Source organism: Pseudomonas sp. S8, assembly GCF_050473925.1.
In the GTDB taxonomy this organism is placed as follows: Bacteria; Pseudomonadota; Gammaproteobacteria; order Pseudomonadales; family Pseudomonadaceae; genus Aquipseudomonas; species Aquipseudomonas parakoreensis.
On record NZ_JBFDVZ010000016.1, the window covers coordinates 1,148,210 to 1,164,102 of the forward strand.

12 protein-coding genes are annotated in these 15,893 nt (G+C 60.8%); 7 read left to right on the forward strand and 5 right to left on the reverse strand.

Annotated features, from left to right (window positions below; translation table 11 throughout):
* Position 1 precedes the first annotated feature (1 nt).
* From AB1J88_RS06450 to AB1J88_RS06460, 3 genes are all read left to right on the forward strand, one after another.
* On the forward strand, positions 2 to 1,690 hold the full coding sequence (locus tag AB1J88_RS06450) for a polyurethane esterase (RefSeq protein WP_430290538.1): 1,689 nt from the start codon (positions 2 to 4) through the stop codon (positions 1,688 to 1,690).
* Between the two features lie 272 nt (positions 1,691 to 1,962).
* Positions 1,963 to 3,816, forward strand: coding sequence for a polyurethane esterase (locus AB1J88_RS06455; RefSeq protein WP_430290539.1), 1,854 nt, complete (start codon positions 1,963 to 1,965; stop codon positions 3,814 to 3,816).
* Between the two features lie 256 nt (positions 3,817 to 4,072).
* Positions 4,073 to 4,447, forward strand: a complete 375-nt coding sequence (locus AB1J88_RS06460; RefSeq protein ID WP_041064152.1) for a hypothetical protein — start codon at positions 4,073 to 4,075, stop codon at positions 4,445 to 4,447.
* 120 nt (positions 4,448 to 4,567) lie between these two features.
* On the opposite strand, the gene AB1J88_RS06465 is transcribed toward AB1J88_RS06460, so the two are convergent.
* Positions 4,568 to 4,792, reverse strand: coding sequence for a YgdI/YgdR family lipoprotein (locus AB1J88_RS06465; protein WP_262947815.1), 225 nt, complete (start codon positions 4,790 to 4,792; stop codon positions 4,568 to 4,570).
* A gap of 205 nt (positions 4,793 to 4,997) precedes the next feature.
* Between AB1J88_RS06465 and AB1J88_RS06470 the strand changes: the two genes are divergently transcribed.
* The 4 genes from AB1J88_RS06470 to AB1J88_RS06485 all read left to right on the forward strand — a co-directional run bounded on the left by AB1J88_RS06470 (position 4,998) and on the right by AB1J88_RS06485 (position 11,540).
* Complete coding sequence (locus tag AB1J88_RS06470) at positions 4,998 to 6,650, forward strand: VRR-NUC domain-containing protein (protein ID WP_430290540.1); 1,653 nt, start codon at positions 4,998 to 5,000, stop codon at positions 6,648 to 6,650.
* Positions 6,647 to 8,938 (forward strand): ATP-dependent DNA helicase, encoded by a 2,292-nt coding sequence (locus tag AB1J88_RS06475; RefSeq protein ID WP_430290541.1) that lies wholly within the window; start codon positions 6,647 to 6,649, stop codon positions 8,936 to 8,938. The genes AB1J88_RS06470 and AB1J88_RS06475 overlap by 4 nt, the downstream gene beginning before the upstream one ends.
* 76 nt (positions 8,939 to 9,014) lie before the next feature.
* On the forward strand, positions 9,015 to 10,937 hold the full coding sequence (locus AB1J88_RS06480; protein WP_430290542.1) for a PAS domain S-box protein: 1,923 nt from the start codon (positions 9,015 to 9,017) through the stop codon (positions 10,935 to 10,937).
* Between the two features lie 66 nt (positions 10,938 to 11,003).
* Complete coding sequence (locus AB1J88_RS06485) at positions 11,004 to 11,540, forward strand: hypothetical protein (RefSeq protein ID WP_041064140.1); 537 nt, start codon at positions 11,004 to 11,006, stop codon at positions 11,538 to 11,540.
* 54 nt (positions 11,541 to 11,594) lie between these two features.
* On the opposite strand, the gene AB1J88_RS06490 is transcribed toward AB1J88_RS06485, so the two are convergent.
* The 4 genes from AB1J88_RS06490 to AB1J88_RS06505 form a co-directional block, all read right to left on the reverse strand.
* Positions 11,595 to 11,891 carry a hypothetical protein gene (locus AB1J88_RS06490; protein ID WP_041064652.1) on the reverse strand — a complete coding sequence of 99 codons (297 nt, stop codon included), beginning with the start codon at positions 11,889 to 11,891 and terminating at the stop codon, positions 11,595 to 11,597.
* 187 nt (positions 11,892 to 12,078) lie between these two features.
* Positions 12,079 to 13,422: a cation:proton antiporter gene (locus AB1J88_RS06495; RefSeq protein ID WP_430290544.1), complete on the reverse strand. Its 1,344-nt coding sequence runs from the start codon at positions 13,420 to 13,422 to the stop codon at positions 12,079 to 12,081.
* Positions 13,423 to 13,428: 6 nt separating this feature from the next.
* Positions 13,429 to 14,286 carry a glucose 1-dehydrogenase gene (locus AB1J88_RS06500; protein ID WP_430290545.1) on the reverse strand — a complete coding sequence of 286 codons (858 nt, stop codon included), beginning with the start codon at positions 14,284 to 14,286 and terminating at the stop codon, positions 13,429 to 13,431.
* 217 nt (positions 14,287 to 14,503) lie between these two features.
* Positions 14,504 to 15,658 (reverse strand): MalY/PatB family protein, encoded by a 1,155-nt coding sequence (locus AB1J88_RS06505; RefSeq protein WP_430290546.1) that lies wholly within the window; start codon positions 15,656 to 15,658, stop codon positions 14,504 to 14,506.
* Between the last annotated feature and the right edge of the window lie 235 nt (positions 15,659 to 15,893).

A 15,893-nucleotide genomic window follows, 5' to 3' on the forward strand; every position in this document is an offset into this window, starting at 1 on the left:
CATGGGATTGTTCGATTACAAAAATGCCGATGGCAAAGCGTTGTACAGCGATGCCATCGCCCTGACGCTGTATGCCTACACGCCCACCGGCCAGCCTTTGCCGGCGACCGCCTGGAAACCGCTCAACGCCACGGCGCTGGGCTATCAGGGCAAGGTCGGCGCGCAAGGCACGTTCTTCGGCGAGAAGGACGGCTTCACCAGCGCCGAGGCCGAAGTGCTCGGCAAGTACGACGCCGGCGGCAAGCTGATCGGCATTGGCGTGGCCTTTCGCGGCACCGGCGGGCTGGGTTACAGCGACACTTTCGGCGACATGAAGAACAATCTGCTGGCCGCCATCGGCCCATCGGATTACGCGAGCAACTACGCGAAAAATGCCTTCGACAATCTGCTCAAGGCCGTCGCCGCGTTCGCGCTTGCCAACGGCATTGCCGCCAAGGACGTGCTGTTCAGCGGTCACAGCCTCGGTGGCCTCGGGGTCAACAGCGTAGCCGAGTTGAGCGCCAGCAACTGGGGCGGATTCTTCAAGGACGCCAACTACATCGCGTTCGCTTCACCGACCCAGAGCAGCACCGGCAATCACGTGTTGAACATCGGTTACGAAAACGATCCGGTGTTCCGCGCACTGGACGGCACCACGTTCAGCAGCGGGTCGCTGGGCAAGCACGACGGGCCGCATGAGTCGACCACCGACAACATCGTCAACTTCAATGACTACTACGCGTCCACCGCGCAGAACCTGGTGCCGTTCAGCATCGTCAATCCGCTGAGCTGGTCGGCCCACGGCTCGTTGGGGTATGCCGATGGCTTGAACCGGGTAATCGACTCGAAGTTCTACAACCTGACGCACAAGGACTCGACCCTCATCGTCTCCAACCTGGAGGAATCTTCCCGGGGCAAGACTTGGGTCGAGGACTTGGGGCGCAGCGGCGAGCCGCACACCGGCAGCACTTTCATCATCGGCACCCAGAGCGGCGACTGGCTCAAGGGCGGGGCGGGTAACGACTTCCTCGAAGGCCTGGGCGGTGATGACCGGTTCCGCGATGACGGTGGCTTTAACATTCTGCTCGGTGGTCAGGGCCACAACACGTTCGAGCTGCAGAAACCGCTGCAGAATTTCAGCTTCGCCAACGACGGTGACGGCACGCTGTATGTGCGCGACGCCTACGGCGGCATCAGCATGACCCGCGACATCGGCGCGCTGGTGAGCAAGGAGTCGGGTTCATGGTGGGGCAGCAAGGACATTACCTGGGGCGTCACGGCCAAGGGTTTGACCAATGGCAACGAGCTGACCCAGTACACCCATTCGCTCAATGGCGATGCGTACGGCAATGCGCTGCACGCCAGCGCCGACGGTGACTGGCTGTTCGGTCTGGGGGGCGATGACAAGCTGATCAGCGACAAGGGCCACGTGACCTTCGTGGGCGGCGCCGGCAATGACGTAATGACGGCGGTGGGCGGCAACAACACCTTCCTGTTCAGCGGCGCGTTCGGTTTCGACGCGATCAATGGCTACCAGGGCAGCGACAAACTGGTGTTCATGGGCGTCGAAGGCGCGGGGCAGGGCTATGACTACAAGCAGCATGTTGCCCAGTCCGGCGCTGATACGGTGCTGAAGATTGGCGAGTATGCCGTGACCCTGATCGGGGTGGGAGTGGCTAACCTGTCGGACTCGGCGTTCGTCTTCGCCTGATTAACCAGCCTCTGTAGGAGCTGCCGCAGGCTGCGATCTTTGATTTTGATTTTCAAGATCAAAAGATCGCAGCCTCGTTTCACTCGACAGCTCCTACACGGATTTATGGATGTAGGAGCTGCCGCAGGCTGCGATCTTTTGTTTTTGATTTTCAAGATCAAAAGATCAAAGCCTTTATGCAAGTAGTACTGAAATGCTCCGGGGCGTGCCCGTGAGGGGCGCCCTGGCTGTGAGCTATCTCTGACAATTCCAACAAAAGAGAGGCAATAGCAATGGGTGTGTATGACTACAAGAACTTCGGTACAGCCGATTCCAAGGCATTGTTCAGCGATGCCATGGCGATCACGCTGTATTCCTATCACAACCTCGATAACGGCTTTGCCGCCGGTTATCAGCACAACGGTTTCGGCCTCGGCCTGCCCGCCACGTTGGTGACCGCGCTGCTCGGTGGCACCGATTCGCAAGGGGTGATCCCCGGCATTCCGTGGAACCCCGACTCGGAAAAACTCGCCCTCGACGCGGTGAAAAAGGCTGGCTGGACACCGATCACCGCCTCGCAACTGGGCTACGACGGCAAGACCGACGCGCGCGGCACCTTCTTCGGCGAGAAGGCCGGTTACACCACCGCTCAGGTGGAAATTCTCGGCAAGTACGACGCTCAGGGGCATCTCACGGAAATCGGCATCGCTTTTCGCGGCACCAGCGGCCCGCGGGAAAACCTGATCCTCGACTCCATCGGCGACGTGATCAACGACCTGCTGGCAGCTTTCGGCCCGAAGGACTACGCCAAGAATTACGTCGGCGAAGCGTTCGGCAATCTACTGAATGACGTGGTGGCGTTCGCCAAGGCCAATGGCCTCAGCGGCAAGGACGTGCTGGTCAGCGGCCACAGCCTCGGCGGGCTGGCGGTCAACAGCATGGCTGACCTGAGTGGCGGCAAGTGGGGCGGATTCTTCGCCGATTCCAACTACATCGCCTACGCCTCGCCGACCCAAAGCAGCACCGACAAGGTGCTCAACGTCGGTTACGAAAACGATCCGGTGTTCCGCGCTCTCGACGGCTCGACCTTCACCGGCGCCTCGGTCGGCGTGCACGACGCGCCCAAGGAATCGGCCACCGACAACATCGTCAGCTTCAACGATCACTACGCCTCGACCGCGTGGAATCTGCTGCCGTTCTCGATTCTTAATATTCCGACCTGGATCTCGCACCTGCCGACCGCTTACGGCGACGGCATGAACCGGATCATCGAGTCGAAGTTCTATGACCTGACCAGCAAGGACTCGACGATCATCGTCGCCAACCTGTCGGACCCGGCGCGGGCCAACACCTGGGTGCAGGACCTCAACCGCAACGCCGAAACCCACAAGGGCAGCACCTTCATCGTCGGCAGCGACAGCAACGATTTGATCCAGGGCGGCAGCGGCAATGACTATCTGGAAGGTCGCGCCGGCAACGACACGTTCCGTGACGGTGGCGGCTACAACGTGATTCTCGGTGGCGCCGGCAACAACACCCTCGATTTGCAGCAGTCGGTGAGCAAGTTCGACTTTGCCAACGACGGCGCCGGCAACCTGTACATCCGCGACGCCAATGGTGGGATCAGCATCACCCGTGACATCGGCAGCATCGTCACCAAGGAGCCAGGCTTCCTCTGGGGCCTGTTCAAGGACGACGTGACCCACAGCGTCACGGCCAGCGGTTTGAAGGTCGGCAACAACGTCACCCAGTACGAGTCCAGCGTCAAAGGCACCAGTGGCGCCGATACGCTCAAGGCGCATGCCGGCGGTGACTGGCTGTTCGGCCTGGACGGTAACGACCACTTGATTGGTGGCACGGGTAACGACGTGTTTGTCGGTGGCGCCGGCAATGACCTGATGGAGTCCGGGGGCGGGGCGGATACGTTCCTGTTCAACGGCGCGTTCGGTCAGGATCGGGTGGTGGGTTTTACGGCCAACGACAAACTGGTGTTCCTTGGCGTACAGGGTGTGTTGCCCAATGATGACTTCCGCGCACATGCCTCGACGGTGGGGCAGGACACGGTACTGAAGTTTGGCGGTGACTCGGTGACGCTGGTTGGGGTGGCGCTGAATAGCCTCAGCGCCGATGGAATTGTGATCGCCTGAGGTTGAAGCGGCGTCTGTAAGGACGCCATCGCGGGCAAGCCCGCTCCCACAGGGTTTTGCGGCGTACACAAGCTTTGTGAACGGCCTATAACCTGTGGGAGCGGGCTTGCCCGCGATTGAAGGATTACTCGGTATCAAAAGTGACTCGATAGCCACACCCTGACTCAAAAGCTGTGCAAACAGCAAAAGCGGCCTAAAGCCAGCACGTGCCCACACGTTCTATAGCCAGCCGCCATTGAGTACAGGAGATGCACACGTGAGAAGGGTCAAGGGGTATGTCGGACTTGTCGGACTGGCGCTGTTATCGGCCAATGCCTGGGCCGATCTGCCGCCAACCTCGATTCTGAGCCGCTACGGCATCAGCAGCGATCAACTGCCGAAACCGGCGAAGACGGAAGCAATCGAACCGGTCGAAGAGAAAAGCCTGTTTCAGATCCAGCCCGAACAGCCGTTCGTGACCATTCGCCTGGGTGACGGCAAACAACAGCAGGCCACTGGCAATCTGAGCATTGACCGCATGACCCAGCAGGATCTGGAGCGCTGCCGACGTCTGCAAGCCGAGCTGGCGCGCCGGGGTGAACAGTATTTCAGCTGTGATCACAGCCTTGTGGGCTTGCCTGCTTTCGAATAACCCACACAGATCACGCTCTCCCTGTAGGAGCTGCCGCAGGCTGCGATCTTTTGATCTTGTTTTTAAAATCAAAATCAAAAGATCGCAGCCTGCGGCAGCTCCTACAGGTAAAACGGGGTGTCAGTCTTCCTTGCGTACGGTCGCTACCTCATCGGAGCGGACTTTCACCTTGGTCCCGGAAATGTCCTCGAACTCATAGAACCCGTCCTTGTTCTTGGTTTTCGGCATGTCCTTGGTCAAATACTGGGTACCGTTCTGCAAGGTCACCACGGTCGGTGTCGAGCAACCGCCCAATGCCAGTAAGGCTGCTACCGCCAGGGGAAGACCCAGAGTCTTGATATTCATACCCACCTCAAATACCTCATTCCATATGAATTGACCGTATCCGGTCTCTAACGCGGTTGGTGCCATCGAACCGAGAAAAGTTCGATGTCACCCTGAAAAAATCCCGATTGCCGCTGCCATTGATCTTTTTCCGTTTGCACGCGACCGGGCAGAGCTGGTATCTGTACGCATAACCAGTACTCGCTCGCCATGGCCCTGAATTCCCGTGACTGCCAACCCACTCGACGATCCGTTCTATTACCTCAACAACTTCCGGCAAGTACTTGATTGGCTTGAGCTTCGCTATGCCGATGTGTTGAGCGAATCCGAGCATGGCTTCATCCGCGACTTCAAGATCTTGCCGCGCGCTTCGCAGGGGCTGCTGGTGCGCATGGTCATGCGCAAGGGCGTGCATTTTCGCCTCGGCAAACTCAACTACCCGGAAATCGGCGACATCAGCGACGCTGCGCAGCCATTGTTGAGTCACGGCTGGCTCGACGATCAGGCTCTGTTGAGCGTGGCCGAGGTGTTCGACGTGTTGCTCAAGGCTGAACTGCTGCAGGCGTTCGGCCAGTTCATCGAACAGCCCAAGGGGCGCAAGGACGACTGGCTGCCGGCGCTCGCCGAGCAATTCAGCGAGTCGCGCAGCCTCTCCGATTGGGCACCGACGCTCGGCGACCGCTTGCTCAGCCTGACCATCATGGACCTGTGCGACCGTCTGCGTCTGATGTTCTTCGGCAACCTGTACCAGGACTGGTCGGAATTCGTCCTCGCCGACCTCGGCATCTTTACCTACGAAAAAGTCGAATTGTGCGCCGACTCCCGTGGCCTGCGCAGCCGCGAAGACGTCGACGCCTGCCTGTTCTTGCATCAGTGCCAGCAACGCTTTGAAGCGGGTGAGCCGTTGGAAGCCATTGTCGAGCAGGTCAGCGCACTGCAATTCGACAACCCGTGGCTGCAACGGCGGCGCGGCAAGGTGTTGTTCCAGATCGGCCAGTATTGCGAACGCATCACTGAGTTCGCCCTGGCGCTGAGCATTTACCGCGATTGCGCCTACCCCGGCGCCCGTCAGCGAATGATCCGGGTGCTGGAGCGCTGCGGCGAATACGCACGGGCGCTGGAGCTCGCGACGCTTGCCGAACAGGCGCCGGAAAGCGCCGCCGAACAACAGAGCCTGCAACGGATGTTGCCACGGCTGCGGCGCAAACTCGGCGGGCCGCCACTCAAGCGGGCAGCGCCACGCCCGGTCGAGCGCCTCGATCTGCAACTGCCGCGCACTGATCCGGGATTGTCAGTGGAGTTCCATGTGCAAGCGCATCTGCACGAAGACAGCGGCCCGGTGCATTACGTCGAGAACAGCCTGATCAACTCGCTGTTCGGCCTGCTGTGCTGGCCGGCGATATTCGCGCCGCTGCCGGGGGCGTTTTTTCATCCGTTTCAGCGCGGGCCGGTGGACCTGCTCAACGAAGACTTTCAGCCACGCCGCGCCGAACTGTTCCAGGCCTGCCTCGACCAGCTCGACGATGGCCGTTACGCCGCAACCATTCGTGAGCGGTTCGTCGCCAAATGGGGCGTGCAGTCGCCGTTCGTGTTCTGGGGCGCGTTGAATGAGCAACTGCTGGAGCAGGCGCTGGCGTGCTTGCCTGCCCAGCACCTCAAGCACTGGTTCAATCGCCTGCTGCTCGACATCAAGGCCAACCGCGCCGGTATGCCCGACCTGATCCAGTTCTGGCCGCAGCACAAGACCTACCGGATGATCGAAGTCAAAGGCCCGGGTGATCGCCTGCAGGACAACCAGCTGCGCTGGCTGGAGTTCTGCCACCAACACCAGATGCCGGTCGCCGTGTGCTACGTGCAATGGGCGGAGCAGAGCGCTTGAGCTACAGCATTGCCGTCCGAGCCCTGTGCGAGTTCACCGCCAAGACCGGCGACCTCGACCTGCGTTTTACCCCTTCGCCGACAGCGCTCGAAGGCATGCTCGGGCACCGTACCGTGGCTTCACGGCGCAGCGATAAATACCAAAGCGAGGTGGCGCTGGAAGGCGAGTTTCTGCAATTGAAAGTCAGGGGCAGGGCGGACGGCTACGACCCGGCGCAGAACTGCCTGGAAGAAGTCAAAACCTATCGCGGCGACCTCAGCAAGCAACCGGCCAACCATCGCCAGTTGCATTGGGCGCAGGCGAAAATCTACGGCTGGCTGATTTGCCACAAGCTTGAACTTGAACAGATCAATCTGGCGCTGGTGTATTTCGACATCGTCAGCGAAAAGGAAACCTGTCTGGTCGAGTCCTTCAGTGCGCCGGTCTTGCAGGCGTTTTTCGAACAACAATGCCGGTTGTTCCTGAACTGGGCCGAGCAGGAAATGGCCCATCGCGAGGCGCGCAACCTTGCCGCACAGCAATTGGCCTTTCCCCATGCTGACTTTCGCCCCGGCCAACGGCATCTGGCCGAATCGGTGTTCAAGGCGGTCAGCACCGGCCGTTGTCTGATGGCCCAGGCACCCACCGGGATCGGCAAGACCCTCGGCACGTTGTTCCCTCTGCTCAAGGCGCTGGCGCCGCAGCAACTGGACAAGGTGTTTTTTCTGACCGCCAAGACCCCGGGGCGCAAACTGGCGCTGGATGCCAGTCAGGTGTTATTCGATCAAGCGCAAACCTTGCCGCTGCGGGTGCTGGAGATGGTCGCCCGGGACAAGGCTTGCGAACACCCGGACAAAGCCTGTCACGGCGAATCCTGCCCGTTGGCCCAGGGCTTCTATGATCGCCTGCCCGCCGCCCGACAAGCGGCCAGCCGGATCAATCTGCTCGATCAGGTGGCGATGCGCGAAGTGGCCCGTCAGCACACGGTTTGCCCGTATTACCTGAGCCAGGAGATGGCGCGCTGGGCCGACGTGGTGGTAGCGGACTACAACTATTACTTCGATTTCAGTGCGCTGCTGTTCGGTCTGGCTCAGCTCAACCAGTGGAAAGTCGCGGTGCTGGCCGATGAAGCGCACAACCTGGTCGAACGCGGGCGCTCGATGTACAGCGCCAGTCTCGATCAGGCCGCGCTGGCCAGCGTACGCAAGTCCGCCCCCGAAGCCTTGAAGAAATCCCTGCAACGGGTCAACCGCGAGTGGAACGCGCTGCATCAGCCGCAACTGGCGCCGTATCAAGCCTACGACAAAGCCCCGGAGAAACTGCTGCAAGCCGTGTCCCTGTGCAGCGCGGCCATTGGCGATTACCTCAATGATCATCCGCAGGGGCTCGACAGCGCGCTGCAAACCTTCTATTTCGACATGCTGCAGTTTGGCCGGGTCGCGGAGCTGTTCGACGAGCATTACCTGTTCGACATCAGCAAGCGCGACCTCGAGCGTAAACGACCGCTTTCGCAACTGTGCCTGCGCAATGTGGTGCCGGCGGCGTTCCTCGGCCCGCGCCTGAAAGCGGCGCGCAGCAGCGTGCTGTTCTCGGCGACACTTAGCCCGCGGCGCTATTACGCCGATCTGCTCGGCACGCCCGCCGACACGGTCTGGATCGATGTCGAATCGCCGTTCAGCGCCGAACAGCTGCAGGTGCAGATCGTCAGCCGCATTTCCACGCGCTTCAATCATCGGCAGGCGTCGCTGGAACCGATCGTCGAGCTGATCGCCCGCCAGTTCAGCGAGCGCCCGGGCAATTACCTGGCGTTCTTCAGCAGCTTCGATTACCTGCAACAGGTACTGACGCTGCTCGCCGAACGCCATCCGCAGATCAATCTGTGGCAGCAGTCCCGGGGCATGGCCGAAGGGCAGCGGCAGGCCTTTCTCGATCAGTTCACCGCCGACAGCCAGGGCGTCGGCTTCGCCGTGTTGGGCGGTGCGTTCGGCGAGGGCATCGACCTGCCCGGGGCACGGCTGATCGGCGCGTTCATTGCGACTCTGGGGCTGGCGCAGCTCAACCCGGTCAACGAACAGTTGAAACGGCGCATGGCGGCGATTTTCGGTGCCGGTTACGACTACACCTATCTGTATCCGGGCGTGCAGAAAGTGGTGCAGGCTGCCGGGCGGGTGATCCGCACGCGTGAGGATCGCGGCGTGGTGATGCTGATCGATGACCGCTTCGCCGAACCCAGGATCCAGCAACTGTTGCCACGCTGGTGGTCGCTCGGCACAGACGCGCCCTCGATCAATCCGCTGATCACGCCGTGAATTGAAGCGCGTTTACACCTTCCCATGGCGCCGGATTGCCGCATACTTGCGCTAATGAAAACCAGCGGTGAACCTGATGAGTGACAACCCGAGCAAAACTGCCGCGATCGAGGAGATGCGTTTCCGTCTGCTGATCGATGCGGTGGTCGATTATGCGATTTACATGATCGATCCGGACGGCATCATCACCAGCTGGAACACGGGGGCCAAACGCTTCAAGGGCTACGACAAGCAAGAAATCATCGGCGAGCATTTCTCGCGTTTCTACACCGAGCAGGACCGCGCGGCGGGCTTGCCGCAACGGGCGCTGGACACCGCAATCCGCGAGGGCCGATTCGAAGGCGAAGGCTGGCGCGTTCGCAAGGACGGTACGCATTTCTGGTGCCATGTGGTGATCGACCCGATCATCGATCCGGACGGCACGCTGCTGGGCTTCGCCAAGATCACCCGCGACCTGACCGACCGCAAAATGGCCGAAGAAACCCTCAAGCAAAGCGAGCAGCAGTTCCGTCTGCTGGTGCAGGGCGTCACGGACTACGCGCTTTACATGCTCAGCCCCGACGGTCGGGTATCCAACTGGAATCAGGGCGCCCAGCGGATCAAGGGGTATCGGCCGGAAGAAATCATCGGCGAGCATTTCTCGGTCTTCTACACCGCTGAGGACCGCGAGCGCGGCGAGCCGCAACGGGCGCTGGAAATCGCGGCGCGGGAAGGGCGTTTCGAAAACAAAAGCTGGCGAGTGCGCAAGGACGGCAGCCGATTCTTCGCCCATGTGGTGGTGGATGCCATTCGTGGCGAGACCGGGACATTGCTCGGCTTCGCGAAAATTACCCGTGACGTGACTGAGGTCCATGAATCGCAGCAGGCGCTGGAGAAAACCCGCGAGGCATTGCTCCAGGCGCAGAAGATGCAGGCCATCGGTCAGCTCAGCGGCGGCATTGCCCACGACTTCAACAACCTGCTGACCGTGATCCTCGGCAACCTGGAGATTGTGCGCAAGCGTGTGGGTGACGACCCGAAAATCAATCGCCTGCTGGAAAATGCCACACAAGGTGCGCTGCGCGGCGTCTCACTGACCCAACGCATGCTGGCCTTTGCCCGGCGTCAGGAGCTCAAGACCGAACCGGTCGACATCGTGCAACTGGTGCAAGGCATTACCGGGCTGTTGCGCAGTTCGCTGGGGCCGGGGATCAGTATCGAAACCTCACTGCCCGACGGACTGGAACCGGTAATGGCCGATACCAATCAACTGGAACTGGCGGTGCTCAATCTGGCGACCAATGCCCGCGACGCCATGCCCGATGGCGGCAACGTGGTGATCAGCGCCCGGGCGGAAGTCGTCCTTGAAGCGAGCCATTCGACCCTGGCGGCGGGACGTTATGTGTGCCTGAGTCTGCGCGACACCGGCGAAGGCATGGACGAGCACACGCTGGCCTCGGCCCGGGATCCGTTTTTTACCACCAAAGGCCTGGGCAAAGGTACCGGGCTGGGGCTGTCGATGGTGCATGGATTCATTGAGCAGCTCGGTGGCCGTTTCATCCTCAAGAGCGAGAAGGGACGAGGCACGGCAGCCGAACTCTGGTTACCGGTCGCGGTGGATGGCGCACTGGCTCCACGGGTGCAGCCCGGCAGCGCACCCATCACGGTGCCACGCCTCAGCGTGCTGGTCGTCGACGACGATTCGCTGGTGTTGACCAGCACCACGCTGTTGCTCGAAGACCTCGGCCATCGTGTGGTCAGCGCGACCTCCGGTGCCAGGGCGCTGGCGTTGTTCGAGCAGGGCGAAGTCATCGATCTGATGATCACCGACATGGCCATGCCGCAGATGAGCGGCGCGCAATTGGCGCACGCAGTGCGTCTGCTCAAACCGGATCTGCCGATCGTCCTGGCGACCGGTTACGCCGAACGTCTGGAGGGTTTTGCCGCGCAATTGCCGCGTCTGCCCAAGCCGTTCACCCAGTTGAACCTGATGGAAATCATCGCCCGGTCGATGAAGTGAATCCGCCTGAACTTGTCCGGGGCAGGGGCCTTCTAACAGGTTTCCCCGCCCCGGAGCGTGCGTCCCTTGCCTCGCATACTGACTCAGCCCAGCGCTGAAGAACACCTGACCGAACACGATGCCAAGATGTTCGGCTCACCCAAGGAACGGCTGGATTTCTATCGCAAGGAAATTCAGTACGAAACCAGCATTCTGGCCAACCGCACCGATGCCTATCTGGCCGCGCAGTCGTTTCTGGTGATTGCGTTTGCTTCGTGCATGTCCAACCTCAACCCCGAGTGGGGCAAACTGTTCACGCTGGTGGTACCGCCATTCCTGGCGCTGCTCGGGCTGCTCAGCTCGCTCAATGCGTGGCCGGGGATTCGTGCCGCGTACGACATCATTGACCATTGGCATTACAAGCAGAGTGAGTTGTTGCGCAGCGAACCGATCATGGGCATGGCTTACGACGAGTCGCCACTGTTCAGCGAGATGGAGTCAAGCCATAAGGGCTATCGTAAATCGCTGTTGTTTTCGGTGCGCACGCCGTGGATTTTCGCCACGTTCTGGATCCTGCTGGGCGCTTATGCGGTGTTCATTCAGGTGACCAACCCCGGGGGCTGAACGCCGCCCAAAGAAAAAGCCCGGACATCGCTGCCGGGCTTTTTCTTGTGCGCTTTATTCGACGGTTTCAAGCTGCCGACGCAATGCCTGCGAGTGATGCGGGGACATCGGAATTGGCGGAAAGTCCTCGTTGAGCACGCACAAGTGATCGATGGCTTCTTCGAACTTCATATCGGCCTTGCGGCGCAGTGCTCGATAGTGCTCAAACTGTTCGAGGTCCAGATTGTCCGCTTCCAGCAGCTCGTAAGCCGCTCGGTTGAGGGCGTGGGCATCTTCGAACAGTTGACGATTGCGTTCCAGGGCCAAAGCCCTGCAAGCCTTGATTTGTGCCGGATTCGAGCATTCTTTCATGACCGTGACCTTGTTATCCAAAGATTCCTCTTCATGGGCTGCAAGCCGCAGGGGAACCGAACCTGCCGGACCCCGCCGAGTGCATCCAGCGAGGGGTTAAGGTTGTGACTGTCGGAATCTGAAGAGGGATCCATTTATTTTCAGAAAAAACTTCGATGGATTTCCCAAGATAATCCCACCGGAAAAATCAGCTTTTTCGTTTTTGCCGTTGCTCGTAGCGCGCCAGCAGCGGCTGAGTGCTGATGCCATGCAGCAAAATGCTCAGCGCCACCACCGACAAGGTGATGTGGGTGCACAACGTCGCGACTGAAGGACTCAGACCATGGTTCAAGGCATAAAACAGATAAAACAGACTGCCGATTCCGCGAATGCCGAACCAGCCGATCAACAGGCGCTGACCACCATCGAGCAAGTTACCCCATGGCATCAGCGCGACGCAGAGTGGACGCACCACGAAAAACAGCACCGCGCCGATGACCAACGCCCGCCAGTCCCAATGCGGCACCAGTACCACGCCGAGCAGCGTTACCAGAAACACTTCCATGGCCCGTTCCACCAGGCTGCCGAACGAGAGCATGTCGCCCATCATGATGCCGGCGGCGACCTGACTGCTTTCCAGTCGTTCGGTATCGCCGTGCACCGCGTCCTGCGGTTCGATGTTCTGATGGCCCACCACCGGTTGCACCAGATGCTCGGCCGGCGGTTGGCTGGCGCCGGTGGATTTGACTTCCTCCTGGCGCAAGCCGAGACCGGCAGCGAACACCGACAGAAAACCATAACCGCCAATCGCCTCTGCGCCGACGTAAGCCAGGGCAATCAGTGACAGCGCAAGGTAGTCATTCGGGCTCAGGGTGCTGTCGTCGTTACGAATGCGCAGCGACAGGGTCAACCGACCGATACCGCGACCCATCCAGTAACCGCTCAGCAGTCCGACCGGCACCGCCCAAAGCAAACCGTGCAGCACCCAATCGGTCAGTGCGCCGGGTTGCGTGTCGGCCTTCAACAGCAGCAAACCGAGCATCACGAACGGAAACGCGATGCCGTCATTGAGCCCGGCCTCACCGGACAGGCCAAAGCGCACACTGTCGACGTCCCGCGCATCGTTGACCTGTACCAGCGCCGCCAGCACCGGATCGGTCGGCGCCAGCATTGCCCCGATCAGCAGTGACAGGCCCCACGACAGTTGCAGGCCCCAATGCAGCAATACGCTGACCCCGGCGATGGTCAGCACCATCACCGGGCCGGCCAGCCCGAACGCAATCCGCCAACGCCTGTCGCGCAGTGGCAGGCGCAGCTTGAGGCCGCAGACAAACAGCGAAAACAGCACCGCCACTTCCGTGAGGTGTTCCATCCACACCGAGGCGTCTTCCAGTGACAGCTTCAGCAGGTCCAGACCGCTGGGGCCGATGCCGATCCCCAGCAACAGGCACACGGCCGAGGTGGTGACCGGCATCCAGCGCAGGTACGACGAGGTCAGCGCGAGGGTCAACAACACGGCGCCCAGCACCGCGACCCAGATGACAAAGCTCATGGAGGCTTACAACATCGGCTTGCCGCCGGTGACGCCGTATCGCTGCCCGGTGATGTAACTGGCTTCATCCGAGGCCAATAGCACGTAGATCGGCGCCACTTCCACCGGTTGTCCGGGGCGACCGAGCGGGGTTTCGCTGCCGAAGTTCTGCACTTCCTCATCGGGCATGGTCGAGACAATCAACGGCGTCCAGATCGGCCCCGGGGCCACACAGTTCACGCGGATTTCTTTCGGCCCGAGTATCTGCGCCAGACCGCCGGTGAAGTTGGCAATCGCGCCTTTGGTGGTGGCGTAGGCCAGCAGGGTGGGTTTGGGCATGTCCGAGTTGATCGAGCTGGTGTTGATGATCGAGGCGCCGGGGCGCATGTGTTTGATCGCCGCATGGCACAACCGGAAAATCGCGGTGATGTTGACGTCGAAGGTCATCACCCATTCTTCATCGGGGATTTCTTCGAAGGTTTCGTGGGTCATCTGGAACGCCGCGTTGTTGACCAGAATGTCGATGCGCCCGAAGCGTTCGACCGTCTTGTCCACCAGTTCCTGGCAATGGGCCTTGTGTGCGAGGTCGCCGGACAGCAGCAGGCACTGACGGCCCGCCTGTTCGACCCAGCGCGCGGTCTCTTTGGCATCGTCATGTTCATTCAGATAGGCCACGACCACGTCAGCGCCTTCACGGGCGAAGGCAATCGCCACGGCGCGACCGATACCGCTGTCGGCGCCGGTGATCAGCGCAATCTTGCCGGCCAGCCGTCCGGAACCGACGTAGGTCTGCTCGCCGCAATCGGGGTAGGGCTGCATGTTGCTTTGCGAGCCCGGCACGGCTTGAGCTTGTTTGGGGAAGGGTGGTTTTGGGTAATCGGTCATCACAAATCTCCGAGGTTCTCAGGGCGGGTATGGGCGGTTGACCCGGACGGTTTGCCGTGAGTTCGATCGGATTTGCGCTGGATTTTTTGGCGATGACAATGCAAAACCCTGTGGGAGCGAGCTTGCTCGCGAAGGCAGAGTGTCAGCCGACATCAATGTTGACTGAACCACCGCATTCGCGAGCAAGCTCGCTCCCACAGGGGGATCTACTGTGGATTCAGGTATTGCGCTGGGTCAGGGCGCGCTCCATGCGGCGGATGCCTTCTTCGAGCAACGACCGCGGGCAGCCGAAGTTCAGACGCACGAACTGTTGGTGCTGATCACCGAAATCCAGTCCGGCGCTGAGGCCGACTTTGGCCTGTTCGAGGAAGAACTGCTGCGGATTGTCCAGGTCCAGCGCCGAGCAATCGAGCCACGCCAGATAGGTCCCTTGCGGCACATTGATCGTCACGCCCGGCAAGCGGCTGCGCACCGCATCCACCAGCCAGTCGCGGTTGGCCTGCAGATAGGTTTTCAGTTCGGCCAGCCATGGCGCACCTTCGCTGTAGGCGACGCGGGTGGCTTCCATGCCCAGCGGGTTGACACTGTCGACCATGCCGCAACGGGCGTGGTTGACGCGCTCGCGCAGGGCGGCGTCCTGGATGATCATGAACGAGGTCTTGAGGCCGGCAATGTTGTAGGCCTTGCTCGCCGACATCAGGGTGATGGTGCGCTTGGCGATTTGCGGGCTCAGGGAGGCGGTCGGAACATGCACGCGGCCGTCGAAGCACAGCTCGGCGTGGATCTCGTCGGAGATGATCCAGGCGTCCTGTGCTGCACAGATATCCGCTACGGCTTGCAGCTCCTCACGGCCAAACACCTTGCCGATTGGGTTGTGCGGGTTGCTCAGGAGCAGGGCGCCGCCACCGTTCAGCGATTCGCGCAGGGTCTCCAGCGGCGTGGCGTAGGTGCCATCGGCCTGAGGGATGAATTCCAGCTCGACCTTGTTCAGCCCCCAATGCCCCGGCGCATGCCGCAGCGGCGGGTAGTTCGGCACCTGCACCACGACGTTTTGCTGCGGCTGCACGAGCGCTTTCAAAGCCATGTTGAAACCGGATTCAACGCCCGGCAGGAAGATCAGCTCCTGCGGTTTGACCTGCCAGGCGAACTTGTTCCACAGGTCGGCGACGATGGCTTCACGCAGATTGTCCTGCGCCACGCTGTAGCCCACCAGCGGGTGCAACAGGCGTTGTTGCAATGCCTCGATGATCACCGGCGGCGCGGCGAAATCCATATCAGCGACCCACATCGGCAACACATCGGCCGGGTAGCGGCTCCACTTGGTGCTGCCGGTGTGGTGGCGGTCGAATACCTGATCAAAATCGAAAGTCATGCGCGGTCTCGTGAAGGCGGGGTTGGTTCTGGGCGCCATTCTAAGCCCAACGTGACCCCTGTGGGAGCTGGCTTGCCAGCGATGGCGTCGTCACTGTCGCTATTAGTGTTGACTGATCCACCGCTTTCGCTGGCAAGCCAGCTCCCACAGGGTTTTGCGTTCATTGGCCAATAGACCGACAAACGGCCGACGGTCGGTTTTCACACAGAACGTGTGGTCATTGTCTACAGTGAAA

Bases quoted from the DNA above. Each gene is read 5' to 3' on its own strand.
- AB1J88_RS06455 (WP_430290539.1), top strand. From the start codon at position 1,963: ATGGGTGTGTATGACTACAAGAACTTCGGTACAGCCGATTCCAAGGCA.
- AB1J88_RS06480 (WP_430290542.1), top strand. From the start codon at position 9,015: ATGAGTGACAACCCGAGCAAAACTGCCGCGATCGAGGAGATGCGTTTC.
- AB1J88_RS06490 (WP_041064652.1), bottom strand. From the start codon at position 11,891: ATGAAAGAATGCTCGAATCCGGCACAAATCAAGGCTTGCAGGGCTTTG.
- AB1J88_RS06450 (WP_430290538.1), top strand. From the start codon at position 2: ATGGGATTGTTCGATTACAAAAATGCCGATGGCAAAGCGTTGTACAGC.
- AB1J88_RS06500 (WP_430290545.1), bottom strand. From the start codon at position 14,286: ATGACCGATTACCCAAAACCACCCTTCCCCAAACAAGCTCAAGCCGTG.
- AB1J88_RS06505 (WP_430290546.1), bottom strand. From the start codon at position 15,658: ATGACTTTCGATTTTGATCAGGTATTCGACCGCCACCACACCGGCAGC.
- AB1J88_RS06495 (WP_430290544.1), bottom strand. From the start codon at position 13,422: ATGAGCTTTGTCATCTGGGTCGCGGTGCTGGGCGCCGTGTTGTTGACC.
- AB1J88_RS06465 (WP_262947815.1), bottom strand. From the start codon at position 4,792: ATGAATATCAAGACTCTGGGTCTTCCCCTGGCGGTAGCAGCCTTACTG.